The organism is Pasteurella oralis, assembly GCF_002850605.1.
Taxonomy (GTDB): domain Bacteria; phylum Pseudomonadota; class Gammaproteobacteria; order Enterobacterales; family Pasteurellaceae; genus Pasteurella; species Pasteurella oralis.
In genome coordinates, this window is the sequence record NZ_NXGB01000003.1 from 81,556 (window position 1) to 106,346 (window position 24,791).

Genomic DNA, 24,791 nt, shown 5'->3' on the forward strand with positions numbered 1-24,791 from the left:
ATTTTTGTTATAAAAATGCGGTCAAAGTTAAAATATTGACCGCATTTTTCATATCATTTGGTTATTTCTCTTTCTATATTTAAGGAACATGTATGTTTAGAGCGTTAGGACAAATTTTCACAAAACTGACCGCACTTTTATTGCTTGTATTCAGTGTCAATACGATGGTTGTAGCAGAAACTGCAGAGTCAAAGCAAAAATTAGATGAAATTGAAAGGCTTCTCTTTATTCATGGGACCGAAGGTCCTGTCAAATTTCCTTTACCTGGTGGTGTTTTTGACTTGCCTAGTGATATGGTACTTTTGCCTGGATTTTATGCTAATCAATTCATGGAGCTTATTGGTAATAACGCGGATATAGGTCGTTTAGCAATAGTGATGAAAAAAGATGACCCTTCTTGGATTTTTGATATCGTCTATTCTGATATCGGTTATATCTCAGATAAAGAAGCAAAAACATGGGATATAGATGCACTGTTTGAGAAATTGCGAGAAGGTGATAAAGAGCTCAATGAGATTCGTCGTGAAAAAGGTGCAGCAGAAATTGATACCTTAGGTTGGGTCAAAAAACCAATTTACGATGACAAAAAGCACCATCTCGTTTGGGCTATTAATTTAAAACCAATAGGACCTAATGTAGAGGAAGGGGCTAGCAATATTGTTAATTATAATGCTTATCTGCTTAGTCGTATAGGTTATATCGGGTTATCATTCTTGACTGAAGAATCAACATTTGAGTCTGAGCAAGCGATTGCGGAAGAGCTGCGTGAGCGTATCCACTTTAATGAAGGGGAAGGATATGAAGATTTTACACTAGGGAAAGACAAAGTTGCTTGGTTTGGGATATCTACTTTAGTTAGCGGTACATTTGGACAAAAATCAAGTTTATTTACAGAGAGAGATAAATTTTTTTTGCTAGTTGCGATGATTATTATTGCGGTTGTATTGTTTGCTGTTATTGCATTTAAACGATTATTAAGACGGAAGTGTTAATTTCATCGAATAGCCATGATACAGTTCAGTAATAGAAAAGCCTCAAAATCAATTTTTGAGGCTTTTAACATTTGAGTTGTAAAACTATGAACGCTTCATAATCTCGAAGAATTCATCATTAGTTTTTGCTACCATGAGTTTATCAATGAGGAATTCCATTGCTTCCACTTCACCCATTGGGTTAAGAATTTTACGTAGGATCCACATTTTTTGTAACTCATCAGGTGTAGTGAGTAAGTCTTCTTTACGTGTACCTGAACGATTAAAGTCGATTGCTGGGAAGACACGTTTTTCTGCAATTTTACGGGATAGATGTAATTCCATATTACCTGTACCTTTGAATTCTTCAAAGATAACTTCATCCATTTTAGAACCTGTATCGACGAGAGCAGTGGCAATAATGGTTAAGCTACCGCCTTCTTCTACATTACGTGCTGCACCGAAGAAGCGTTTTGGGCGATGTAATGCATTTGCGTCCACACCACCAGAAAGAATCTTACCAGACGCGGGGGTCACGGTATTATAAGCTCGTGCTAGACGGGTAATTGAGTCTAGTAAAATCACAACATCTTTTTTATGCTCAACTGAGCGTTTTGCTTTCTCAATAACCATTTCTGCCACTTGCACATGACGCGTTGCTGGCTCATCAAAAGTTGAAGCAATTACTTCACCTTTTACTGAACGTTGCATTTCAGTCACTTCTTCTGGACGTTCATCGATTAAAAGTACGATAAGCTCACATTCTGGATAGTTGTGGGTAATACTTTGCGCAATATTTTGCAATAACATTGTTTTACCCGCTTTAGGTGGCGCGACGATAAGACCACGCTGTCCTTTACCAATAGGCGAAGCTAAATCTAAGATACGAGCAGTTAAGTCTTCTGTTGAACCGTTACCACGCTCCATTCTCAAACGAGAATTAGCATGTAATGGAGTTAAGTTTTCAAATAGGATTTTGCTACGTGAAACTTCAGGTCTATCGTCATTTACTTGATCAACTTTTAATAAAGCAAAATAACGTTCACCTTCTTTAGGTGGGCGAATTTTACCTTCAATTTTATCACCAGTTTGTAAGTTGAAACGACGAATTTGGCTTGGCGATACATAGATATCATCAGGACCAGCGAGATAGGAACTGTCTGCTGAACGTAAGAAACCGAAACCATCTGGTAAAATTTCTAATACGCCGCCACCAAAGATGTCTTCCCCACTTTTGGCATGTTGTTTTAAGATAGCAAAAACAATGTCTTGTTTGCGTAAACGCGCTAAATTTTCTAAGCCCATTTGTCCTTCGCCGAGTTCGACAAGTTCGGAAACGGGTCTATTTTTAAGTTCTGTAAGATGCATAATATTTGAGGGTTGTTATTGATTTGATAAAAAGAATAAATGAATGAATATGTGATTTTTTAGAATGTGCGTAAATTATCACTAAAACCCGCTACTGTCTAGTTTTAGCCCGGATTTTTGTGAAAAAAATTGAAAAAGTGCGGTCAGTTTTTGGGGATTTTTCTACTTCATGCTATTCTTAGCACAATTTTTTCTAAGCGATTTCTTATTTTTTATGCAAAATAATTATTTAACTCAACTCCGTTTTACTGATTTGCCTTTAAATAGCAAAGTATTAAGTGCACTACAAGCGAAGGGCTTTGATTATTGTACGCCAATTCAAGCACTTTCTTTGCCTATCAGCTTGGCTGGGAAAGATGTGGCGGGACAAGCACAAACAGGCACGGGAAAAACAATGGCATTTTTAACAGCCACTTTTCACCATTTATTAGAATGTCAAACAGGATCTTCTTTTTCACAGCCTCGAGCATTAATTTTGGCACCAACCCGTGAATTAGCAGTCCAAATTAACAATGATGCTGAGTTGTTAGCTAAAGCAACAGGGTTAAAAACAGGTTTAGCCTATGGTGGAGATGGTTATGATAAACAGTTAAAAGCGATTGAAGAAGGTGTTGATATTTTAATCGGCACGACTGGACGAGTAATTGACTATGTCAAACAAGGCATTGTTTGCTTAGATCAAATTCAAGTGGTAGTGCTGGATGAAGCTGATCGTATGTTCGATCTGGGATTTATTAAAGATATTCGCTATTTGTTGCGTAAATGCCCGCCACCACAACAGCGCTTAACTATGTTATTTTCTGCTACATTATCCTATAAAGTGCGTGAGCTAGCATTTGAAGATATGAATGAGCCTGAATATGTCGAAATTGAGCCATTACAAAAAACGGGTCATCGTATTAAAGAGGAGCTATTTTATCCATCAAATCAAGACAAAATGGCGCTGTTGTTGACTTTATTAGAAGAAGAATGGCCAGAACGTTGTATTATCTTTGCCAATACGAAACATCGCTGTGAAGATATTTGGGGTTATTTGGCCGCAGATGGGCATCGTGTCGGCTTATTGACTGGCGATGTTGCACAGAAAAAACGCCTTTCTTTATTAAAGCAGTTTACTGATGGGCAATTAGATATTTTAGTTGCGACTGATGTAGCTGCACGCGGTTTGCATATTGCTGATGTGACGCATGTTTTTAATTATGATTTACCTGATGATCGGGAAGACTATGTACATCGTATTGGACGCACGGGGCGTGCTGGCGAAAGTGGTGTTTCAATCAGTTTCGCGTGTGAAGAATATGCAATGAATTTGCCGGCAATTGAAGAATATATTGCACATAGTATTCCTGTTAGTCAATATGATGCAAATGCGTTATTAGTATTACCAAAGCCTCATCGTATTAAGCGAAGTGGGCATTCAGCGAAGAACCACGCTAATATGCAGCGGAATTCGCAAAATAAACGGCATTTAAAACGAAATTTCAGCTAAGTTATACGCATTATTTTTTCCAGATGGATTTTAGTACAAAAGGTAGATAATTGAGTGTAACAAATAAGTTAAAGGATATTAATTTGAATACATTGACTGATTTTATTATCGATAAATTAGATGATTTAAAAGCAACAGATATTTTACATCTTGATGTACGTGGTAAATCACCGATTACAGATGATATGGTAATTTGTACTGGTACATCAAGCCGTCATGTTTCTTCTTTAGCGCAAAATTTAATTACAGAATGTAAACGCGCTGGTTTTGAAACTTTTGCTGATGAAGGTCTAGATACGGCAGATTGGATTGTTGTGGATTTGGGGCAAGCGATTGTTCACATCATGCAAGCAGACAGCCGAGAAATGTATCAACTGGAAAAACTGTGGGGCTAAGTTGTGAAAATTCAACTGATCGCCGTTGGGACAAAAATGCCGACTTGGGTAACACACGGGTTTGAAGAATACCAGCGTCGTTTTCCAAAAGATATGCCGTTTGAGCTTATTGAGATTGCTGCGGGTAAGCGTGGTAAAAATGCGGATATTAAGCGTATTTTGGAACAAGAAGGTAAAGCAATGCTAGCTGCTTGTGGTAAAAATCGAATTGTCAGTTTAGATATTCCTGGCAAACCTTGGACTACAGAACAGTTAGCTGTCCAGCTTGAAGCATGGAAACATGATGGTCGTGATGTATGTTTATTAATTGGGGGACCAGAAGGATTATCGCCAGAATGTAAAGCAGCAGCTGAACAAAGCTGGTCATTATCGCCTTTAACTTTACCACATCCATTAGTGCGTATTGTCGTCGCAGAAAGCTTATATCGAGCTTGGTCTTTGACTACTAATCATCCTTATCATCGTGAATAATTGATTAATTCCACTATGAATTTGAAAAAATTGCTGTCACAACCACAACAAGAACTAATTCGAGATAAAAAATCGGAGCGCAATCTTTTTGCACGCCGTGCATTAGTGTCTTTTATTGTTGTGCTAATTTTATCAGCAATTTTGGCAACCAATTTGTACCACTTACAAATTATGAATTATGACAGTTATCAAACACGCTCAAATGGTAATCGGATTAAGTTATTGCCTTTGCCCCCCACTCGCGGCTTGATTTATGACCGTTATGGTAAACTTTTAGCGGAGAATTTAACTTTCTTTGGTTTATATATAGTGCCTGAAAAAGTGGAAAATTTAGACCGCACTTTTGAAGAATTAAAGACAATAGTTGGATTAACCGAAGAAGATATTGACGCATTCAAAAAAGAACGTCGCCGTTCTTCTCGTTATACTTCGATTTTATTAAAACCACATTTAACGGAAGAACAAATTGCTCGCTTTTCAGTAAATCAATATCGTTTTGCTAGTTTAGAGATTAAACCTTACTTCAAGCGTCATTATTTGTATGGTGAACCGTTGACACATATTTTAGGTTATGTAGCAAAAATTAATGATAAAGACGTAGAGCGTTTGAAAAAAGAAGATAAATATGCCAATTATGCTGGTACACATGATATCGGTAAGTTAGGTATTGAACGTTATTATGAGTCGCAGTTACATGGCACAACAGGGTTTGAAGAAGTTGAGGTTAATAACCGTGGTAAGGTGATTCGTAAATTACGTGAGCAACCTGCTATTGCCGGTAAAAGTATTCATTTGACGATTGATTTAGAGTTACAGCGTTATATTACTGATTTACTTGGTAATCAAAAGGGCGCTGTGGTGGTACTTGACCCGAAAGATAATAGTATTTTGGCGATGGTTTCTACTCCAAGTTATGACAATAATTTGTTTGTTGGTGGGATTTCAAGTGCGGATTATAGACGCCTTTTAAATGACCCTAATCGACCTTTATATAGCCGTGTGACACAAGGCGCTTATCCACCAGCGTCAACTGTTAAACCTTTTATTGGTGTCGCGGCGTTATATGAAAATGTGATTACACAAAACATGACAATTTTTGATCCCGGTTATTGGATTTTACCAAATACGACGAAACGTTTTCGTGATTGGAAAAAAACAGGACATGGGCATACTGATTTAAATAAGGCTATTGTAGAGTCTTCTGATACTTATTTTTATCAAACCGCTTATAACATGGGAATTGACCGTTTGTCTGATTGGATGAAACGTTTTGGTTTTGGTGTGCCAACGGGTATTGATATTCAAGAGGAAACAGCGGGTATTATGCCAAGTCGTGACTGGAAGCAAAAACGGCATAAACGACCTTGGGTGCAGGGGGATACGATTTCAGTAGGAATAGGACAAGGCTATTGGATAGCAACGCCATTACAAGTGGCAAAAGCGACAAGTATTTTAATCAATAATGGTAAAGTGCATACCCCTCATTTGATGAAAAGCATTGAGGGAAGTGCGGTCGAATTTTATCAAGATCCTTTATTGTATGAGGATATTACTGAACCAAAAGCGGCTTATTGGGAAGCAGCTAAACGTGGTATGTATAATGTAGTCAATGCTTCTAATGGTACTGGACGTAAAGCTTTTGTGGGGACGAATTATCGTGTGGCTGGAAAATCGGGCACAGCACAGGTCTTTAGTTTAAAAGAAAATCAGACTTATGATGCAAGTGGACTGAAAAAAGAATTACATGACCATGCATGGTTTACGGCTTATGCGCCTTATGATGATCCTAAAATGGTGGTGGCAATTATTTTAGAAAATGCGGGTGGTGGCTCCAGTGTCGCAGCGCCTGTCGTGCGACAAATTATGGATTATTACCTTAATCAACGTTTACCACAAATGAATCATTTATCAACAGCGCCACAAACGGAATCTGAGGTGATTGAATAATGCGCGAAAAGAACATTTGGCTTTTACTATGGCAGAAGTTACATATTGATTTATGGTTACTATTAGGGCTTATTGCAATTACGGGTTACGGTTTATTAGTGCTATATAGTGCCTCTGGTGGTAATGAAGCGATGTTTCGTAATCGTTTGGTTCAGGTGTCATTAGGTTTTGCAGTGATGTTCATTATGGCACAATTTCCGCCTAAATTTTATCAACGCATTGCACCACTTTTATTTGCTGTTGGGATTATTTTATTAATTTTGGTTGATGCGATAGGTACCACAAGTAAAGGTGCACAACGTTGGTTAGACATGGGATTATTCCGTTTTCAACCTTCTGAAATTGTTAAGTTAGCAGTGCCATTGATGGTGGCAGTTTATTTAGGGAAGCGTCATCTTCCACCAAAATTGAGTCATACTTTCATTGCGTTAATTTTAATTTTAGTCCCCACTTTTTTGGTTGCGATTCAGCCTGATTTAGGCACCTCGATTTTAGTGAGTGCCTCTGGTTTGTTTGTGGTTTTTTTAGCTGGAATGAGTTGGTGGTTAATTTTGATCGCTGTTATAGGATTGGCTGCTTTTATCCCAATTATGTGGTTCTATTTAATGCATGATTATCAACGTACACGTGTGTTGACGTTATTTGATCCTGAAAAAGATCCTTTAGGCGCGGGCTTTCATATTTTACAATCTAAAATTGCCATTGGTTCTGGTGGTTTGAGTGGTAAAGGCTGGATGGAAGGAACACAATCTCAGCTTGAGTTTTTACCTGAACCACATACAGATTTTATTTTCGCTGTATTAAGTGAAGAATATGGCATGATTGGTTTTCTGATTTTAATGGCAATTTATTTGTTTATTGTTGGAAGAGGGCTAATCATTGGTTTAAATGCGCAAACGGCATTTGGGCGCATTTTGGTTGGGGCAATTACACTCATTTTTTTCGTTTATGTGTTTGTCAATATTGGTATGGTGAGTGGAATTTTACCCGTGGTTGGTGTGCCTTTACCCTTATTTAGTTATGGTGGTACCTCATTTGTGACATTGATGGCTGGCTTTGGTTTAATTATGTCAATTCATACACATAAGGAGCATTTTCTAAAGGGAACTAATTAGCATTTTGACTATCTTAGATTATGACTAAAAATAACAGAACTAACTCATGATGAAACAAAAAACTTTTCAGATATTGACCGCACTTTTTGTTGCTTTAATTGCATTAAGTACAAAAGCAGAAATGACAAAGCAGTTATTTGGCTTACAAGGACCTAAATTAACTTATCAACAACCAGATACTAAATCCTATTCTTATTGGATAAAAGGTGTAGGTTACCGCACTCAAACAACCAATGAAGCGAAAGCTTATTCAAGAGAAGGTATTGCCAGTTTTTATCATCGAAAATTTCATGGTAGAAAGACATCGAATGGTGAAATTTACAATGAAAATTTATATACTGCTGCACATAAAACTTTACCAATAAACTCGTATGTTTTAGTGACAAATTTACGTAATAACCGTAAAGTGATCGTGCGTATTAATGATAGAGGACCTTTTGTTAAGGGGCGAATTATTGATTTATCACGTGCAGCGGCGAGGGAAATTGGGATTATTGGCAGTGGGATTAGTAAAGTACGAGTGGAAATTTTTTCTGTTGATCAACAAGGTAAAATTTCAGGTCCTGCCACTGCGGCTTTAACTAAGTTGGCAAAAAATCAAGCGGTTGCCAATAGATTAGATAACAGTCTTGTAAGTGATACAGCCACGAGTGAGCGACTAACAGATAAGGTTACATCAACAAAGAGAACAGCAACTGATGTAACCGCATATAAAATTCGTGTCCTTAGTTTAGATTCAAAACAGCAAGCCGAATCTTTGATTGCACGGCTTGGGCGTGATGACCTAAAAGTAGAAATTACCCCGAATGACACAAAATTTGATATCCACTTTGGGCCTTTTAGTGAAAAATCCCAAGTTGATGAATTAAAAACACAGTTGAGGAAACTCAATTATTCTAAACCATTAATTGTATATACATTTGGTAATTAATCTAAATCAGGATACTGACAGTATGTTTAAAAAAGTCGTAAAGAGAACGCAGGTTACACTTATTGTAAGTTTATTTGTTGCATCAAATGTCGTTGCACAAGATATTGACTATGGGATTGGTGCGCCGCAATTAAATGCACAGACATTTATTTTGATGGATTATAATTCTGGCGCGGTACTTGCCTCATTAAATCCAGATCAACGTCAATATCCTGCTTCATTAACAAAAATGATGACCAGCTATGTGGTAGGAGATGCGTTAAAGCAAGGCAAAATCAGTAATACAGATATGGTAACCATTGGCGAGAGTGCGTGGGGTAAAAATTTTCCTGGCTCTTCTAAAATGTTCTTAAATTTAAATCAGCAAGTTTCTGTTGCTGATTTAAATCGTGGTGTGATTATTGTGTCAGGCAATGATGCTTCAGTGGCTGTTGCAGAGCATGTTGCTGGTTCAGTACCAGCGTTTGTTAATGTAATGAACAAATATGTAGCACAATTTGGTTTAAAAAATACTCATTTCACCACAGTACATGGTTTAGATGATGATAACCAATATTCTTCGGCACGAGATATGGCACTTATTGGTGCGCATTTAATTCGTGATTTACCAGAAGAATACCGTATTTATGCAGAAAAAGACTTTACTTTTAATAAGATTAAACAGAATAATCGCAATGGTCTGCTTTGGGATAAAACTTTACAAGTTGACGGTATTAAAACAGGTCATACTGATAAAGCAGGTTACAACTTAGTTACTTCCGCAGTGAATGGGAATAACATGCGTTTGATTTCTGTAGTAATGGGTGTGCCAACCATTAAGGGTCGCGAGGTTGAAACTAAGAAACTTTTACAGTGGGGATTTGCAAATTTTGAAACTTTCAAAACACTTGAAGCAGGTAAAGCGGTTTCCGACCAATCCGTGTACTATGGCAACAATAGTAATGTTGCATTAGGTGTGCTGCAAGATGGTTTTATTACTATTCCGAAAGGAAGACAAACAGATTTAAAAGCGCGTTATGAGCTGCATTCAAAATATTTAAAAGCACCATTGGCTAAAGGACAAATTGTTGGGCAGGTGGTGTATCAGCTCGATGGTAAAGATGTGGCAAAAGTCGATTTACAAGTGATGCAAGAAGTACAAGAAGGTGGCATTTTTGGTAATGCGTGGGATTGGTTAGTATTAACAGTAAAAAGTCTGTTTGATTAATTCAATTTCGTCCTTATCTTGTAATAAATAAATTGGATATTTTTATGACCGCACTTTAAGTGAATAGCTTAAAAGTGCGGTTACATTTTGGTTAATTTTAGGATATTGAAATGACAGAAAAAACAGTACAGCTTAATGACCTTCCGCAAGCAAAACTAAAAGATCTTTTAGCGTTTCCATGTACATTCACTTTTAAAGTTGTTGGGAGTAATCGTAACGATTTAGTGGATGATATTGTTGCTGTAGTGCAAAAATATGCTAAAGGTGATTATAATCCGCGTGAACAAGTAAGCAGTAAAGGTACCTATAATTCTGTTTCAATTGATATTGTGGCAGAAAATATTGAGCAAGTAGAAACCTTATATGAACAACTAGCCAACATTAATGGCGTAAGAATGGTGTTATAACAGCGAATGGTAAAACAAACAGAACTTATCGTTCGTCAATTAGGTGTACAGCACTACCAAGACATTTGGCATAACATGCAACGTTTTACTGATCAACGTGATGTACAAACACCCGATGAAATTTGGTTAGTACAACACTTGCCTGTGTTTACACAAGGGCAAGCAGGTAAAGCGGAACACCTTCTCCAACAAACGGCAATCCCTGTTGTACAATCCGATCGTGGTGGACAGATCACTTATCATGGACCGGGTCAGCAAGTCATGTACGTGCTAATTGATATTAAGCGCCAAAAGGCATTAGGTAATGAGCTGAATGTACGTCAATTAGTTACCGCACTTGAACAGACCGTGGTACAAACATTAGCAGATTATGGACTTAAAGCCTATGCCAAGCCTGATGCGCCAGGCGTTTATATTGATGAAAAGAAGATTTGCTCACTTGGTCTACGCATTCGTAAAGGATGCTCTTTTCATGGGTTAGCACTGAATATCAATATGGATTTGTCGCCTTTTCATTTCATTAATCCTTGTGGTTATGCGGGATTAGAAATGTGTCAACTCGCTGATTTTATTCAGCCAGCTGAAGCAACTTGTGAGCAAGTTGCACCAAAATTAGTTGCACACTTTGCCCAATTATTAGGATATAATGCAACAAAATTTTAACATCTCAACGAAATTTGAAATTTTGCGAAAACTGACCGCACTTTTCAGATAGCGTGATTGGAGTAAGGAAGTCAAATGGGCACACCTTTTAAAATGGAACGTGGCGTGAAATATCGTGATGCTGCTAAAACGTCCATTATCCCAGTAAAGAATATCGATCCTGATCAAGAGCTATTAAAAAAGCCTGAATGGATGAAAATTAAGCTGCCAGCGAATTCGGCAAAAATTAATAGTATTAAAAATGGCATGCGCCGCCATGGTTTGCATTCTGTATGTGAAGAAGCGTCTTGCCCAAATTTACATGAATGTTTTAATCATGGTACTGCGACTTTTATGATTTTAGGTGCGATTTGTACGCGCCGTTGTCCATTCTGTGATGTGGCACATGGTAAACCATTGCCCCCTGATCCAGAAGAACCACGTAAATTAGCGGAAACTATTCAAGATATGAAGTTGCGCTATGTTGTGATCACTTCAGTGGATCGTGACGATTTGCCTGATCGTGGTGCAGGACATTTTGCAGAATGTGTTAAGGAAATCCGACAGCTTAATCCAGATATTAAAATAGAAATTTTAGTACCTGATTTCCGTGGACGAATTGAGCAGGCACTAGATAAGTTAAAAGATAATCCGCCTGATGTATTCAATCATAATTTAGAAAATGTACCACGTTTATATCGTGAAATTAGACCTGGCGCCGATTATGAATGGTCATTAAAGTTATTGCATGACTTTAAGGCAATGTTCCCCCATATTCCGACAAAATCAGGTTTGATGGTTGGGCTGGGTGAAACTAATGAAGAAATCTTAGAAGTGATGCAGGATCTGCGTAAAAATGGCGTGACGATGTTAACATTGGGGCAATACTTGCAACCAAGCCGCCATCATTTGCCTGTTGCGCGTTATGTACCACCAATAGAGTTTGATGAGTTTCGTGATAAAGCACAGGCTATGGGCTTTGAGCATGCAGCTTGTGGACCATTTGTGCGCTCATCTTATCATGCCGATCTACAGGCTAAAGGTGAAATTGTGAAGTAACTTATTAGGCTAGAAAAAATGGAAAGTATAAAAACTTTCCATTTTTCATTAGTAGTGATTTGCAAAAATTACTAGATTGGATAAGCACGATTTAAATCATATTTAAATAGTACTAATGCCATGCCGATTAATAAAATATCTTTGAAAATAAAGCCATTAAAACCGAGTTGTGGCAATAAACTTACCGTGACAACAGCAGTAATAAAAACTAAAAAGCTACCTAGCAAACCGACTTTAGGTCGACTAAAGCCCATTGCTAAACTCACATAAGCAATAGTCTCAACTACGCCTAGTAAATAGCTTGTATTATGAAAACCTAATAAGTCATACAAAAAATTTAACCAACTATTTGCGATAATTGGTTTCAGCCCCTCGACTTCGAATTCAAACCATTTCGTGTTACCAAAAACAAAAAACAGAATAATTACGGTCAGACGCAGCACAACGATATCAATTTCTGACTGTTGAAATTTTTGACGCCATGTTTTCATATTGCTTTCCTCAATGATAATAGAATAAAACAGCAATAAGTTAGACGAAGCAATGACATATCTCTTACAAAATTATTTCGAATTTAATGCTGAAACATTTTCGGCGTAAATAAAAATACCTGTATCTATTTGAGTACAGGTATCTATTTGTTTAAGTCCTTGGTAGGAAATTATTCTTTTCCTTTATCATTCACAATTTCACGGTATTTAGGACTATATTACCTAATGAAATGTTTATGATGACGGGTTAAAATTTTGCTAACAACATGGCTTCTAATTTTTCTTGGTCAGCAGCAAATTTACGGATTCCATCAGCCAATTTTTCCACTGCCATCGCATCACTATTGTGCTGCCAGTAGAATTCCGCTTCAGTTAATGGCGTTGGTTTGGCTTTCACCTCACCAGTGTAGCTTAATTTACGCACCAATGGACTGGTATTTTCTTGTAATTCTTTTAACAATGCTGGCGCAATAGTTAAACGGTCGCAACCTGCTAACTCTGTAATTTCACCTACATTACGGAAACTCGCACCCATCACGATAGTATTATAACCATGTTGTTTATAGTAATTGTAAATTTTCGTCACGGAAATCACACCCGGATCTTCCGCTGGCGCATAATCTTTTTTATCACCGTTCGCTTTATACCAATCTAGAATACGACCCACGAAAGGCGAAATTAAATACACTCCTGCTTCAGCACAAGCACGTGCCTGAGCTTCAGAGAATAACAGCGTTAAGTTACAGTTAATTCCTTGTTTTTCAAGCGCTTCTGCTGCACGGATACCTTGCCAAGTGGAGGCGATTTTGATCAGGATACGCTCATTGGCAATCCCTGCTTCGTTATAAAGTGCGATTAATTTTTTCGCTTTTTCAATTGTGGCGTCGGTATCATAAGAAAGGCGTGCGTCCACTTCAGTTGAAATGCGTCCCGGTACAATTTTTAAGATTTCTAAACCAATATTCACGGCTAATTTATCTTCTGCATCGATTAATTGTTGTTCTGGGCAGTCACTTTTTGCTTTTGCATAGGCAATCGCTTCATCAATTAAAGGGGCATATTGTGGCAGTGCGGAAGCACTTAAAATTAAAGATGGATTAGTTGTGGCATCTTCTGGTTGATATGTTTTGATTGCTTCGATATCACCAGTATCGGCAACAACAACCGTCATATTACGTAGAGAATCAAGTTGTGTGGTCATAGTTTTCCTCATTTAATAAGTATAGATTAGATGCTAGAGTAGTCTTTTCATTTCACAATAAATGTTTTCTACTGATTTAGGTCCAACAATGATTTGGTATTGATTTGCGATGGAAAATAATCCATTTACGCCATTTATTTTTTCAATAGCAGGTTTATTTATATGACTTTCATTATTAATGATGACATGTATGCGGCTAGCACAATGGCTTAGTGCACTGATATTTGTGGAACCACCGAGTTGTTTTATTAATTGGCTCGCAATATCCGTAAATGCGTTGCTAATGTTTTTATTTGATAAGGTGTTTAATGCGCTGTTGATTAATAGGTGGAAATTTTGGGCATCCCAAGCACTACGTCCCACAAATAATCCATCAATATTAGGTTGAATGATTAACTCCTTAGTATTTTCTAAATTAACACTGCCACCATATAAAACAGGTATTTTTTGACTTGCTTCACCAAACAGCTCAAACAGGCATTGCTTAATGACACCATGTTTCTCATTTGCATATTCTGATGTAGCAGGTATGCCGTTTTCACCGATTGCCCAAACTGGTTCATAAGCAATCCATAAATTTTCTAAAGCTTTACTCGGCACAGATTGTAAACCAACTTTTAATTGTGTTCTCAGCACTTCATTGGCGGTGTCAGTGTTTTTTTGCGCTAGAGTTTCTCCAATACATAACAATGTCTTAAAACCATGCTTTAACGCTGCGACGACTTTCTCATTTTCTTCCTGATCCGTTTCATTAAAAATGTGGCGTCGCTCAGAATGTCCAATCATGACTAATTGAACACCTAGCTCCTTTAACATTATTGGGGAAATTTCGCCTGTAAATTGCCCTTTATCATGAGGATTCATATTTTGAGCACCAATCATAATTTTATGCTTGTCCGAATGATTGGCGACAGTCATGACAGCATCTTTTAATGCAACATAAGATGGGATAACAAATAACTCAATAGCATATTCTGATTCAAGTTGCTGTCTGACTTGAGATAGTTGTGATAAATAGTCAATCGTATCGTTATTACCTTTATACATTTTTAAATTAGTGCCAAAATAAATTTTTTTAGACATAATCTAACCCCTTAAAGATTTTTGACCAAAACTCGACAAGGCGCACCATCCGCATTTTCAATTGCTATTGGTAACATTAACCCTTCTACACGTGTACTCGTAATTTTATTTGTATTACAAATATATTCTACTAAAGTCACACCTTTTAATAATAAATGTTGATGAGTAACATGCTTCGATAAGGGTTTTTCTATCGTATTATGTAACCATGCTCGAATAGGGTAGTCTTGAGGGAAATCAAATGTGACTAACTTTAAGTTTTTTTCAGATAAATACTTTGCGCCATCTTCTGTGATATAAGGCGATTTTCCCCAAAAATCAGTAGTATTATAATGATAATGGGTATCCCAACATGTTTTGAAAATAATTCGCTCGACATTCTCTTTTGGCCAAATTGACTCTAATATTTCTGCTGTAATGGCAAAGTTATCTTGAATTTGTTCAGATAAATCTAATACATGAAATAATCCAATATACACATCAGGCGAGATATCTAAAATATTGTAAGCATTTTGCTGAATATGACTAAGCGCGTCCATATGCGTAAAAGCATGACAAGAAACTTGTAATTGTGTTGCCTCAAATAAATCGCCTGCATCGAAATTGCCTTTTTTCTCAATATGAGTTTGCCAACGAACATGGTTAGTACAAATTGGCATTGATAAATCTATCCAATTACTCATTATTTACTCCTTATTTAAATAATAAATCTGGTAGGAACGTACTAAATTCTGGGACCAGAATGAGTAGTACGAGTAAACCTAATAATGATAATAAGAAGGGAATACTTTCTTTTAACACTTTAATCGGTTCACATTCTGCAATATTTGCCGATAGGAAGATTAAATAACCTACTGGCGGAGTGACTAAACCAATCATCAGATTTAAAATAATCACTAGACCAAAGTGAACTGGTGCAATACCAAATTGATTGACTATTGGCATGAAGACTGGAACAAGGATAGTTAATGCGGCAGTTGGATCCATTATCATCCCGATGAAAAGCACAATAATATTAATTAATATCAACGCTTCTAATGGACTATCGCAGACAGAAGACACCCAGTTAGCAACTTGATGACTGATTTGCAGACGTGCTATCATCCAAGCAAAAATAGAAGATGCACCTACAATTAGCATAACAGTAATCGTACCTTTTAAAGAAGAAATGAAAGCTTTTTTTAAGCGTTCAAGATTTAACTCTTTATAAACAAATGTACCAATTAAATAGGCATAAATAACAGAAACAGCTCCTGCTTCAGTTGCTGTGAAAATCCCTGAAATAATCCCATATAGGATAATAATTGGACAAAGTAATGCCCAAACTGCATCTTTGGCGCTCTCTTTGACTTCTTTAAGATTAAATTCAACTGCACTATTACCATAACCTTTTATTTTTGAAATAATGAAAGTGATTAATATCAATGTAAGCGCTATCATTAAGCCAGGAATAATACCTGACATAAACATTTTTCCAACGGAAACGCCAGCTCCTGCTAATGCTGCAAAAACAATCATAGGAACACTAGGTGGAATGATAGGCCCAATAATTGAGGCAGATTGAGTTAATGCCGCTGAAAAAGGTGCTGGATAACCTCGTTTTTTCATTTCTGGGATGAGAGAGCTTCCAATTGCTGCTGTAGAGGCAACAGCTGAGCCACTAATAGAGCCAAAAAATAAGCTAGAAAAAATATTAATATAAGCCAATGATCCTTTCCAACGCCCAATAATTGAAGTGACAAAGCGAATAATGCGATTTGTTATTCCGCCAACACTCATTAATTCTCCAGCAAGGAAGAAAAAAGCAAGTGCTTGTAGTGCATTAGTGTCTAATCCTTGCATGACTTGTTGGGCAACAATAGTAACTGGAATATTAGGTAAAAAATAGAATAGCGTGACAATTGAAGCGAAAATAATACTATAAAATAAAGGTAAACCTAAAACAGTTAATAAAAACATTGTTCCTAATAAAATGATGAATGACATTATAAATCCCTCACTTTTTTAGTTTGAATTAATGCGATTAAGGCTAATATAATTCTGATCGCTTCTAAAGATAGGCAAATGATAAAGGGAACATAAACCCAAGAAATTGAAATTTTAAATGCAGAATAATAGCTATTAATATTCATTGTATAAAGTTTTATCCCACCTTTAATAAGTAAGAAAAGACAAACAAGCATAATACAATAGAGTAATGATGATAATATCCAGCCAAATTTAAACTTCTCAAAAATCATTATTCTAAGTAATGGAACTTGGATCTGGGTTGTAGTTAAAATTCCGAATATAATCATATAGGTATAACAAAATCGTAAGAACTCTTCAGCCCAAGGGAAGGAGATATTAATAACATAGCGAGTAATGACTTGAGTAAAAGTCATTATGACAAGTATTGCAAAAAATATACATCCTAAAGAAAGAAAAGTATTATTGATAAATTTATTATAACGTTCAATCATAATTCCCTCTTGAATATTAAAATGGCTAGTGTTTAGTATATTAATCACTAGCCATTTATTTATTACTTGGTTTCAACAGTTTTATTAATTAATTTATCACCAAATTTTTTAGCATAATCATTCCATGCTTTTTTCGCCCCTTCTTGGAAAGACGCCGTATCTGGTGAATATTCAATTTCCATACCTTGTTCTTTTAATTTGCCAAGATATATTTTATTTTCTTCAATATTTAACGATTTTTCTAATTCAGCACCTTCTTTTGCCACTTGTAATAAAATTTGCTGTGTTTCTTTATCTAATGAATTAAAGGTATCTAAATTCATCGTCATCGGTGCAGCGGTATAAGCATGGTGTGTCAGAGAAAGATATTTTTGTACTTCTTGTAAATTATTATTGTAGATATGATGTACTGGGTTTTCTTGACCGTCTATGACACCAGTTTTTAAAGAGAAATATACTTCATTAAATGGCATTGGTGTTGGGTTAACGCCCCATTCTTTAAACGCTGAGATATGCGCTGGATTAGGTGTGGTTCTTAATTTTAAGTGAGATAGGTCACTCACTGTTTTTATTGGGCGTTTATTATTTGTGATATCTCGAAATCCAACTTCATAAAAAGCTAAACCTTTTAGTCCTACTTTTTCAAAAGAGGCGAGTAAATGTTCTCCTACTTCGCTTGTTAAAACTTTTTCAACATGCGCTTCATCTCTGAATAAAAATGGTAGATCTAATAAATTTAATTCCTCATTGAAGGTGGTATAGTAAGGATTTCCGACCACAACAATATCAATTGTGCCCATACGAACCCCATCAATTTGTGCGCCAGAGTTTCCTAATTCACTATTAGGATGTAATTTTATAGTAATACGACCATTTGATAATTCATGCGCTCTTTTTGCCATTAATTCTGTTGCTTTTGTCACCGTATCACTTGGTGAGCCATAATGGCTGAGTGCAAATGTATAGTTACCTGCTGCTATAGACATGCTGGAAAATAAAGTTAATGCTATTGCAGAAGAAAGAAGATTACGTTTTTTCATAAGTCACACCCTTTTAGTTGAGATAAAGACAGTTGTTAACATCCTAATATCTATATAGATCTATGATATTTAGAATCGATTTCATTAATTTGCGCGACTTTAGGCGCAGAGCCTCCTCCTGCAAAATCGCACGCTAACCATGTTTTTAATAAAAGCTTGGCTAATTCAACACCTATCACTCTTTCGCCAAAACAAATAATCTGTGCATCGTTACTTTTTCTTGCACGTTCTGCTGAAAAAACATCATGGCAAACAGCAGCACGAATGCCAGGAATTTTATTGGCGGTAATACACATGCCTATGCCTGTACCACAAGTTAAGATTGCACGGTCGTATTGACCTTGTGCAACGGCAACTGCCACTTTCTCAGCAACATTTGGATACAATGTGGTATCACCCGCACCCGCACCAAAATCATCACATTCAATTCCTTGTGAATTTAAAAAATGAATTAATTCCATTTTTAAATTGTAAGCCGCATCGTCACAGCCAATGGCGATTTTCATGTTTAGCTCCTTATTAAGTTATTAACTTTTAGTTAAACTTAAAATTGTATTGATATTACTTGCTGTAGTTGCAATGATATTAATAATTCCTGTCCTTAGTGCGCCTAGAATAGCGGTTGCTTTGGTATTTTCAGAAGCAATACCGATGACGCAAGGTATATTTCGTAAATCATCTAAGCTCAAACCAATTACTCTGTCATTCATTACTGTATCTGCAGGTTCGCCTTGAAAGTTAAAAAAACCATAGCCTGCAATTTCGCCTACTACGCCTAAATTCATGCGTGCAGCAGTAATTTCCTGTGGTGTAAACCAGCCTAATTGGACCATATAGCTATTTTCATTCATGTCGCCAATTCCGACTAAAGCAATATCAGCTTTGCGTGCTTTATCTAAGGTTTCTTTTATGACGCCATTTTGTAAAAAAATATCTCTAAATTCGGGTTTTTCTAAATAGGCGGGTGAATATAAGGTTTCATTAGTTCCATTAAATTTACGTGCAAGATTACGGCAAATATGGTCAGCATCTATTGGTGAACCAATACGATGTGTGCCTCCTATTCCACAAATAAACTTACAATTTTTTTCTGGCAAAACACCTACATATTCCCCGACGGCCGCTACATTTCTGCCTTGGCCCACTGCAATTGTCATTCCATCTTTTAATGTTGTTGATAAATATGCATTCACTAAGGCAGCAACTTGTTTGCGCTGCTCATCTTCATTTGGGGTATCTACTGCAATTAATGCACGTTGAATACCAAATTCTTCTATCAAGCGTTTCTCTAATTTTGAGGTAAATATTGGATGATATTTAACATTAATTTCTACTATTCCTTCTTGGCGCGCTTTTTTTAACAATCGTCCCGTTTTAATACGAGAAATATTAAATTTATTTGCAATTTCTTCTTGAGTTAATTCATGTTCGTAATAAGAGATAGCGATTTCAGTTAATAAGTCCATTTCTTTTTCATTCATTTTTTTATTTGTTCCTTTATAATATTTTTAATATATTCGTTTGATTTTATTAAGGTATTTTCTATCACTTCTAATGGGATTTTTTCAGTTGTTTTTTTAGGTGTTGAATCCAATTCCCGATATAGACGTAATGGTATTTCAAGGCTACAAGGAATAGTTTCTTTAATTAATTGCTCGATGATAGGTTTGTAATTGATTTCACCTTGCCCAATTGGTACAAAACGGAATTTATCTTGATCTGTGATCACATCTTTAATATGAAAATAACAGCAATGTGTAATAGATTGAATTGCTTGCGAAACTACATCTAAATTAGGTTGGTAAGTCATCATATTACCAGGATCAAAATTTAATGCATAATATTCTGTTCCTAATATTTCTAATAATTCAATTCCATCGTTTAATGTTGTAAACGCATTGAAGTTATAATCCCCGGCATTTTCTAAACAAAGTATGCAATTAAATTCTTTTAATAATGGTTTGAGCGAAATTAGATTTTTGATTAATTTATCTTTATTAATGAGTTGGGCGGTACAAACGTTGATATATCGCGCACCAATTAAATTAGCAAATTTAATACGTGGCAGAAAAATAACATCTAAGTTATCCGTCGCTAAATCCATCGTACAACCTAATGCTAGCGTATTTAATTGATACTTCTGTTTTAATGAATGAATATAGTCAGCATTTGTTTGACTAAATAAGTCTTCTTTTAGATTACTCACATAACCTTGATTGTAGGCTAATTCAAAAAAATTAAAGCCGCACTTCTTAATTGATGAGAGTGTCGTATCTAAATCATAACCATCATAAATAGAAGTATTTACTGCTAATTTCATGTTATTCATCACGTTCATTCCATTCATCAAATTTCAACATAATACATATTCAGCTATATTGACTGATAGACTGTTGTAAAACACAATAAAAGTTTGCAATCATTTTTTGTATTAATTGTGAGTGAAATATTTATTTTATTAAACATATTTCACTCAGATATGTACTTATTGATTCACAAATTCAGCCATATATTTGAGAATTAATGACATGGATACAGCCCCTGGATCCACATAGCCTAATGAGCGTTCTCCTAAGCTTTTAGCCCGCCCAAAAACAGCAACTTGGTTACGCGTATTTTCAGCCCCTTCTGCGGCCGCTTTAGCAATACTTGTCAACGCTACTTTTAATGGATCTTGTTCCACTTTTTCAGCTTGTTTTTGTGCTGCAACTAGAGCATCAACCATCGTTTTGTCACCTGGTTTTGCTCCCCCGCGTGTAAATACAGCGTCAGCACCAGCAGTCAGAAATCGAGCAAGGACTGATGTATTGAAGTCTTGTTCACCAGCAATTGCTTTACCACCTGCGCGAAATAATGTACCGAAAATAGCACCTGAAGCACCTCCCATACTGGACATCATTTTAGTGCCTGCATTTAAAAATAATTCACCAATATCTTTGGGTTGAAAATCACTCTTTTGTAAAAGTTCCTGTACCGCAGTGAAGCCTCGTAGCATACCTAAACCGTGATCACCATCGCCAATTTTTAAATCAAGCTCTGTTAAAGTTGGTTCACTTGCTATCATTTTTTCAGCGGTATATAGCAACAATGCTTTTGTTTCGATTACATTCATTTTATTTTCTCCATGCAAAGCCATCACAAGGTAAATCGTATAGTTTCTGTAGCTCATCATCTAAACGGAAAAGCGTTACAGAATAACCTGCCATTTCCTGTGAGGTACAGTAAGAGCCAATTAGCGTGTCATAAACTTGGATACCTCTTTGGGCTAATTCTTGATGAACTTTTCGATTGGCAATAAGCAATTCAGTATAAGTTGCTGCCCCGAGATTGTTGATAGTCACACACACACGATCTCCAGTATGTAATCCAATATCGTTACAAATACGTTCAACAATTTCCTGATTAATTTCATCTGCACTTGTTAACTTTTGGCGTCTTACACCTGTTTCGCCATGAATCCCCATACCAAGTTCTAATTCATCATCGGCTAACTCAAAATTGAATTTTCCTGTTTGTGGGATAGAACAAGCAGCAAGTGCTACCCCCATTGTGCGTGTATTAAAATTGGCTTTAGTAGTCACAGTATGTAGTTTTTCAAGATCATAACCTGCTTCAACAGCAGCACCTGCAATTTTTAATACATACATATCGCCCGCTACGCCGCGTCGTTCTTGCATTCTCTCAGGAGGCGCAGCAGAAATATCATCGGTCACTCTTACTGTTTTAACTTGAATACCTTCTTCTTCTAATAATTCCGCTGCAATATCAAAGTTCATGTTATCGCCAGCATAGTTACCATACACGAATAACACGCCTTGCCCTTTTTGAGCAGCTTTTGTTGTTTCAATGATAATGTCTGGTGATGGAGAGGTAAAAATTTCGCCTAAGGCTGCTGCATCGGCTAGCCCTTTACCGACAAATCCAGCAAACATAGGTTCATGCCCACTTCCTCCGCCAGTTACTACGATGATTTGCTTATCGTCGATATCACGACGAATTACTCCGCTATAACCTTCCACTTTGAGCAGTTTTCCACCGCAAGCGTATAAAAGACCTTCTAATTGTTCCGCTGGTACATCATTTGGATGATTGAGCAATTTTTTTGGTTTTCTAGTCATTTTGTTACCCTCAGCAAAGATTATTTTTGATTTAACACACCTGTTCCCATTCGCACAGCAATATTAAATGCCGCTTCTAGTGCGGTCGGAATTGCAACATTTTTACCATGCAAATCAAACGCAGTGCCGTGATTAGCCGTTGTGATAGGAATCGGAATTCCGCCTTGCACAGTGACACCACGCTCAAATCCTAAAATTTTAAGTGCGGTAGAAAATTGATCGTGATACATCGATACCACACCATTAATTTTTAAACGTTCTACTTCACGCATTGTGGTATCGCCTGGGAATGGACCATAAACATCAATGCCTGCTTGACGTGCTTTTTCCATACCAGGTTTAATGATTGTCATTTCCTCATCACCGAATACACCACCTTCGCCACCATGTGGATTTAAAGCTTGTACTGCAATTTTAGGCTTCTCAACACCAGCTTGTACTAAAGAGCGGTATAGTAAATGAATGCAGTCAAACACAGCTTTTACTGATAAATTTGGCACAATATCTTTGAAAGGAATGTGAGATGTGACTCGTGCTGCCCAAATATCATCAACGACATTCAGCTCACAAACGAATTCATTAAAATCAGTTTGTTCAGCAAACCAGTGTAATTCATCTCGATACCGCAATCCACCCTTATGCATAGCTTGTTTATTAAGTGGAGCAAAGCAAATTGCTTGAACGTAACCCATTTTGGCAAGGTTTAAGGCAATTTTTAGTGTTTCTAGTATATAAACTCCACTTTGTTCTGTTGCTTTGCCATATTCAAAAGGCGTCGGATGTGAAGATTTATGTGCAATAAGGGCTGGAATGCCTCGTTTAAATGCATATTGCGCCATACTATTAAAAGAGATTTCTTCATAAACAAACCGCACTTTTGCGATTTCCATTCCTTTTTCTAATTCGTCTTTATCTGCAACTAATACGATGTTTGCTTTTTCTCGAATATTTTCTTGTGCTAAAAGCTTCGCAACCAATTCTGGTCCAATGCCTGCTGGATCGCCTAAAGTCAGTGCTATAGTGGCTTTGGTCATGATTCTTCTCCTAAATGTGGTATAAAATAGATGATCAAAAGATCTCTGTTGTAACTTTTGTTTGATGTATTAAACCAAATTTTTAACTTTTATAATGTGATACATCTCACATAATTGAATTTATTTCTCAGATAATATAGGTTTAAATTCAAAAGGATTTCGCTTGTAACTCATTATTGACGAGAGTCAAAGCGTGATTTCGATCACAAATTCATTATTTCATCCATTGAACAAATGAATTGTAGTGTTTATATTGAACGCTGATGAAATACTTAAAATGATTTATTTATGAAGCAGGGGGGATTTATTAAGCCTTTTTATCCTTATTAGATATAAAACCACCAATGGAGGCTTTAACTATGAAAGCATCATTATTTAAGCAATTAACTATCGCAGCATCTCTATCTTTACTCACTCATTTTACTTTAGCTAAAGATCTTGTGGTATCAACGACAGCCAGTTTAGGTTCGCTTCAGTATGATACGACACAGCATTTTGTTGAAATAACCAATAACAAGCTCTCTCAAGCTAACTTAAACTATCAATTAAAGTTTTTTGGCTCGGGTCAATTAGGGAATGATAAAGATACACAACAAAAATTGAAATTAGGTACTATCGATATCGCATTACTTTCTTCAACACTTGCCACAAATATTCCACAAATGGCTATCTTTGAATTACCTTTTTTGATCACAAATCGTGAGCAATTAAATAAGATTGAAAAAGATGTTTTTTATCCTTTGATTGCGCCTGAAATTGAAAAGAAAGGCTATAAAATAATTGGGCTTTGGGAAAATGGTTTTAGAAGTATTACAAATAATACACATCCAATTAACAAGCCCAAAGATCTCAAAGGGCTGAAAATTAGAACACCAAGTAGTTCTTGGCGCCTGAAAATGTTCAAAACATGGGGCGCTAATCCAACGCCAATTCCATTTGGAGATGTATTTATTGGTTTAAGAACGGGCGTAATAGATGGTCAAGAAAATCCATTGACCAACATTTATGCAGCTAAGTTACAAGAGGTACAAAAGTATCTGAGTATTACTAACCATGTATATTCTCCAGCCTATCTTACAGTGGGCACTAATACTTATAAAAAATTACCAGAGAACGTACGACATATTATTGAAGCTGGTGCTAAAGAAGCGCAAATTTGGGGCTATGCTCAAGCAGCACAGCGAGAAAATGAGCTAGAGAAGAAATTATCTGAAAGTGGCATGGTGATTAATAAAGTAGATATTCAAGCATTTATTGACGCTAGCCAGCCGATTTACGATGAGTTTATTTCTGAAGTACCAAATGGTAAGGCTCTGTTAGATAAAATTCAGGAAGCGATTAAATAGGAAGATGACCAGGA

The 24,791-nt window shown here is 36.4% G+C and carries 26 protein-coding genes; 12 read left to right on the top strand and 14 right to left on the bottom strand.

Annotated features, from left to right (window positions below; genetic code table 11):
• Positions 1 to 92 precede the first annotated feature (92 nt).
• On the top strand, positions 93 to 992 hold the full coding sequence (locus C0975_RS04710) for a DUF2167 domain-containing protein (RefSeq protein ID WP_101775242.1): 900 nt from the start codon (positions 93 to 95) through the stop codon (positions 990 to 992).
• 84 nt (positions 993 to 1,076) lie between these two features.
• Here C0975_RS04710 and rho read toward each other — a convergent pair whose 3' ends face one another.
• Entirely contained in the window at positions 1,077 to 2,339 is a 1,263-nt protein-coding gene (rho, locus tag C0975_RS04715) for a transcription termination factor Rho (protein WP_046339095.1), read from the bottom strand.
• A gap of 214 nt (positions 2,340 to 2,553) precedes the next feature.
• Here rho and rhlB point away from each other — a divergent pair, with 214 nt between their 5' ends.
• From rhlB to lipA, 10 genes are all read left to right on the top strand, one after another.
• Entirely contained in the window at positions 2,554 to 3,828 is a 1,275-nt protein-coding gene (gene rhlB / locus C0975_RS04720; RefSeq protein WP_101775457.1) for an ATP-dependent RNA helicase RhlB, read from the top strand.
• A gap of 83 nt (positions 3,829 to 3,911) precedes the next feature.
• Positions 3,912 to 4,223 (top strand): ribosome silencing factor, encoded by a 312-nt coding sequence (gene rsfS / locus C0975_RS04725; RefSeq protein ID WP_101775243.1) that lies wholly within the window; start codon positions 3,912 to 3,914, stop codon positions 4,221 to 4,223.
• A 3-nt stretch (positions 4,224 to 4,226) separates the two neighbouring features.
• Positions 4,227 to 4,694, top strand: coding sequence for a 23S rRNA (pseudouridine(1915)-N(3))-methyltransferase RlmH (rlmH, locus tag C0975_RS04730; protein WP_101775244.1), 468 nt, complete (start codon positions 4,227 to 4,229; stop codon positions 4,692 to 4,694).
• Between the two features lie 15 nt (positions 4,695 to 4,709).
• On the top strand, positions 4,710 to 6,641 hold the full coding sequence (mrdA, locus tag C0975_RS04735; protein WP_101775245.1) for a penicillin-binding protein 2: 1,932 nt from the start codon (positions 4,710 to 4,712) through the stop codon (positions 6,639 to 6,641).
• Complete coding sequence (gene rodA, locus C0975_RS04740) at positions 6,641 to 7,756, top strand: rod shape-determining protein RodA (protein ID WP_101775246.1); 1,116 nt, start codon at positions 6,641 to 6,643, stop codon at positions 7,754 to 7,756. Before mrdA ends, rodA begins: the two co-directional genes overlap by 1 nt.
• Before the next feature lie 49 nt (positions 7,757 to 7,805).
• Positions 7,806 to 8,687: a septal ring lytic transglycosylase RlpA family protein gene (locus C0975_RS04745; protein WP_174674042.1), complete on the top strand. Its 882-nt coding sequence runs from the start codon at positions 7,806 to 7,808 to the stop codon at positions 8,685 to 8,687.
• A 22-nt stretch (positions 8,688 to 8,709) separates the two neighbouring features.
• Positions 8,710 to 9,894 carry a serine hydrolase gene (locus C0975_RS04750; protein ID WP_101775248.1) on the top strand — a complete coding sequence of 395 codons (1,185 nt, stop codon included), beginning with the start codon at positions 8,710 to 8,712 and terminating at the stop codon, positions 9,892 to 9,894.
• A 110-nt stretch (positions 9,895 to 10,004) separates the two neighbouring features.
• Complete coding sequence (ybeD, locus tag C0975_RS04755) at positions 10,005 to 10,301, top strand: DUF493 family protein YbeD (RefSeq protein ID WP_101775249.1); 297 nt, start codon at positions 10,005 to 10,007, stop codon at positions 10,299 to 10,301.
• Positions 10,302 to 10,307: 6 nt separating this feature from the next.
• Positions 10,308 to 10,964: a lipoyl(octanoyl) transferase LipB gene (gene lipB / locus C0975_RS04760; protein ID WP_101775250.1), complete on the top strand. Its 657-nt coding sequence runs from the start codon at positions 10,308 to 10,310 to the stop codon at positions 10,962 to 10,964.
• 75 nt (positions 10,965 to 11,039) lie between these two features.
• Entirely contained in the window at positions 11,040 to 12,002 is a 963-nt protein-coding gene (gene lipA, locus C0975_RS04765; RefSeq protein WP_101775251.1) for a lipoyl synthase, read from the top strand.
• Between the two features lie 71 nt (positions 12,003 to 12,073).
• Here the strand turns inward: lipA and C0975_RS04770 are convergent, their stop codons facing one another.
• The 13 genes from C0975_RS04770 to C0975_RS04830 all read right to left on the bottom strand — a co-directional run bounded on the left by C0975_RS04770 (position 12,074) and on the right by C0975_RS04830 (position 23,431).
• A complete protein-coding gene (locus C0975_RS04770; RefSeq protein ID WP_101775252.1) occupies positions 12,074 to 12,493 on the bottom strand; it encodes a DUF417 family protein in 420 nt (139 codons plus the stop codon).
• A 247-nt stretch (positions 12,494 to 12,740) separates the two neighbouring features.
• Positions 12,741 to 13,694 carry a transaldolase gene (gene tal, locus C0975_RS04775; RefSeq protein ID WP_101775253.1) on the bottom strand — a complete coding sequence of 318 codons (954 nt, stop codon included), beginning with the start codon at positions 13,692 to 13,694 and terminating at the stop codon, positions 12,741 to 12,743.
• 33 nt (positions 13,695 to 13,727) lie between these two features.
• Positions 13,728 to 14,777 (bottom strand): triose-phosphate isomerase, encoded by a 1,050-nt coding sequence (gene tpiA / locus C0975_RS04780; RefSeq protein WP_101775254.1) that lies wholly within the window; start codon positions 14,775 to 14,777, stop codon positions 13,728 to 13,730.
• A gap of 11 nt (positions 14,778 to 14,788) precedes the next feature.
• Entirely contained in the window at positions 14,789 to 15,460 is a 672-nt protein-coding gene (locus tag C0975_RS04785) for a cyclase family protein (RefSeq protein ID WP_101775255.1), read from the bottom strand.
• Between the two features lie 10 nt (positions 15,461 to 15,470).
• Entirely contained in the window at positions 15,471 to 16,763 is a 1,293-nt protein-coding gene (locus tag C0975_RS04790) for a TRAP transporter large permease (RefSeq protein WP_101775256.1), read from the bottom strand.
• Positions 16,763 to 17,239, bottom strand: a complete 477-nt coding sequence (locus tag C0975_RS04795) for a TRAP transporter small permease (RefSeq protein ID WP_101775257.1) — start codon at positions 17,237 to 17,239, stop codon at positions 16,763 to 16,765. The genes C0975_RS04790 and C0975_RS04795 overlap by 1 nt, the downstream gene beginning before the upstream one ends.
• A gap of 62 nt (positions 17,240 to 17,301) precedes the next feature.
• The gene (locus C0975_RS04800; protein WP_101775258.1) at positions 17,302 to 18,279 is read right to left on the bottom strand and encodes a TRAP transporter substrate-binding protein; all 978 of its coding nucleotides are present in this window, start codon (positions 18,277 to 18,279) and stop codon (positions 17,302 to 17,304) included.
• A 50-nt stretch (positions 18,280 to 18,329) separates the two neighbouring features.
• Positions 18,330 to 18,785: a ribose 5-phosphate isomerase B gene (rpiB, locus tag C0975_RS04805; protein ID WP_101775259.1), complete on the bottom strand. Its 456-nt coding sequence runs from the start codon at positions 18,783 to 18,785 to the stop codon at positions 18,330 to 18,332.
• 21 nt (positions 18,786 to 18,806) lie between these two features.
• Positions 18,807 to 19,760, bottom strand: a complete 954-nt coding sequence (locus tag C0975_RS04810; protein ID WP_101775260.1) for a sugar-binding transcriptional regulator — start codon at positions 19,758 to 19,760, stop codon at positions 18,807 to 18,809.
• On the bottom strand, positions 19,757 to 20,608 hold the full coding sequence (locus C0975_RS04815; protein WP_245853301.1) for a sugar phosphate isomerase/epimerase family protein: 852 nt from the start codon (positions 20,606 to 20,608) through the stop codon (positions 19,757 to 19,759). Before C0975_RS04815 ends, C0975_RS04810 begins: the two co-directional genes overlap by 4 nt.
• Before the next feature lie 156 nt (positions 20,609 to 20,764).
• Positions 20,765 to 21,391, bottom strand: a complete 627-nt coding sequence (gene dhaL, locus C0975_RS04820) for a dihydroxyacetone kinase subunit DhaL (protein ID WP_101775262.1) — start codon at positions 21,389 to 21,391, stop codon at positions 20,765 to 20,767.
• 1 nt (position 21,392) lies between these two features.
• On the bottom strand, positions 21,393 to 22,397 hold the full coding sequence (locus C0975_RS04825; protein WP_101775263.1) for a dihydroxyacetone kinase subunit DhaK: 1,005 nt from the start codon (positions 22,395 to 22,397) through the stop codon (positions 21,393 to 21,395).
• 20 nt (positions 22,398 to 22,417) lie between these two features.
• The gene (locus C0975_RS04830; protein WP_101775264.1) at positions 22,418 to 23,431 is read right to left on the bottom strand and encodes a 4-hydroxythreonine-4-phosphate dehydrogenase PdxA; all 1,014 of its coding nucleotides are present in this window, start codon (positions 23,429 to 23,431) and stop codon (positions 22,418 to 22,420) included.
• A gap of 359 nt (positions 23,432 to 23,790) precedes the next feature.
• Here C0975_RS04830 and C0975_RS04835 point away from each other — a divergent pair, with 359 nt between their 5' ends.
• A complete protein-coding gene (locus C0975_RS04835; RefSeq protein WP_101775265.1) occupies positions 23,791 to 24,777 on the top strand; it encodes a TRAP transporter substrate-binding protein in 987 nt (328 codons plus the stop codon).
• The last annotated feature ends 14 nt before the right edge of the window (positions 24,778 to 24,791 follow it).

Excerpts from the sequence above, each read along its gene's own strand:
- C0975_RS04710 (WP_101775242.1), top strand. The coding sequence starts at position 93 with ATGTTTAGAGCGTTAGGACAAATTTTCACAAAACTGACCGCACTTTTA.
- rho (WP_046339095.1), bottom strand. The coding sequence starts at position 2,339 with ATGCATCTTACAGAACTTAAAAATAGACCCGTTTCCGAACTTGTCGAA.
- rhlB (WP_101775457.1), top strand. The coding sequence starts at position 2,554 with ATGCAAAATAATTATTTAACTCAACTCCGTTTTACTGATTTGCCTTTA.
- mrdA (WP_101775245.1), top strand. The coding sequence starts at position 4,710 with ATGAATTTGAAAAAATTGCTGTCACAACCACAACAAGAACTAATTCGA.
- rodA (WP_101775246.1), top strand. The coding sequence starts at position 6,641 with ATGCGCGAAAAGAACATTTGGCTTTTACTATGGCAGAAGTTACATATT.
- C0975_RS04745 (WP_174674042.1), top strand. The coding sequence starts at position 7,806 with ATGAAACAAAAAACTTTTCAGATATTGACCGCACTTTTTGTTGCTTTA.
- C0975_RS04750 (WP_101775248.1), top strand. The coding sequence starts at position 8,710 with ATGTTTAAAAAAGTCGTAAAGAGAACGCAGGTTACACTTATTGTAAGT.
- ybeD (WP_101775249.1), top strand. The coding sequence starts at position 10,005 with ATGACAGAAAAAACAGTACAGCTTAATGACCTTCCGCAAGCAAAACTA.
- lipB (WP_101775250.1), top strand. The coding sequence starts at position 10,308 with ATGGTAAAACAAACAGAACTTATCGTTCGTCAATTAGGTGTACAGCAC.
- lipA (WP_101775251.1), top strand. The coding sequence starts at position 11,040 with ATGGGCACACCTTTTAAAATGGAACGTGGCGTGAAATATCGTGATGCT.
- C0975_RS04770 (WP_101775252.1), bottom strand. The coding sequence starts at position 12,493 with ATGAAAACATGGCGTCAAAAATTTCAACAGTCAGAAATTGATATCGTT.
- tal (WP_101775253.1), bottom strand. The coding sequence starts at position 13,694 with ATGACCACACAACTTGATTCTCTACGTAATATGACGGTTGTTGTTGCC.
- tpiA (WP_101775254.1), bottom strand. The coding sequence starts at position 14,777 with ATGTCTAAAAAAATTTATTTTGGCACTAATTTAAAAATGTATAAAGGT.
- C0975_RS04785 (WP_101775255.1), bottom strand. The coding sequence starts at position 15,460 with ATGAGTAATTGGATAGATTTATCAATGCCAATTTGTACTAACCATGTT.
- C0975_RS04790 (WP_101775256.1), bottom strand. The coding sequence starts at position 16,763 with ATGTCATTCATCATTTTATTAGGAACAATGTTTTTATTAACTGTTTTA.
- C0975_RS04795 (WP_101775257.1), bottom strand. The coding sequence starts at position 17,239 with ATGATTGAACGTTATAATAAATTTATCAATAATACTTTTCTTTCTTTA.
- C0975_RS04800 (WP_101775258.1), bottom strand. The coding sequence starts at position 18,279 with ATGAAAAAACGTAATCTTCTTTCTTCTGCAATAGCATTAACTTTATTT.
- rpiB (WP_101775259.1), bottom strand. The coding sequence starts at position 18,785 with ATGAAAATCGCCATTGGCTGTGACGATGCGGCTTACAATTTAAAAATG.
- C0975_RS04810 (WP_101775260.1), bottom strand. The coding sequence starts at position 19,760 with ATGAATGAAAAAGAAATGGACTTATTAACTGAAATCGCTATCTCTTAT.
- C0975_RS04815 (WP_245853301.1), bottom strand. The coding sequence starts at position 20,608 with ATGAATAACATGAAATTAGCAGTAAATACTTCTATTTATGATGGTTAT.
- dhaL (WP_101775262.1), bottom strand. The coding sequence starts at position 21,391 with ATGAATGTAATCGAAACAAAAGCATTGTTGCTATATACCGCTGAAAAA.
- C0975_RS04825 (WP_101775263.1), bottom strand. The coding sequence starts at position 22,397 with ATGACTAGAAAACCAAAAAAATTGCTCAATCATCCAAATGATGTACCA.
- C0975_RS04830 (WP_101775264.1), bottom strand. The coding sequence starts at position 23,431 with ATGACCAAAGCCACTATAGCACTGACTTTAGGCGATCCAGCAGGCATT.
- C0975_RS04835 (WP_101775265.1), top strand. The coding sequence starts at position 23,791 with ATGAAAGCATCATTATTTAAGCAATTAACTATCGCAGCATCTCTATCT.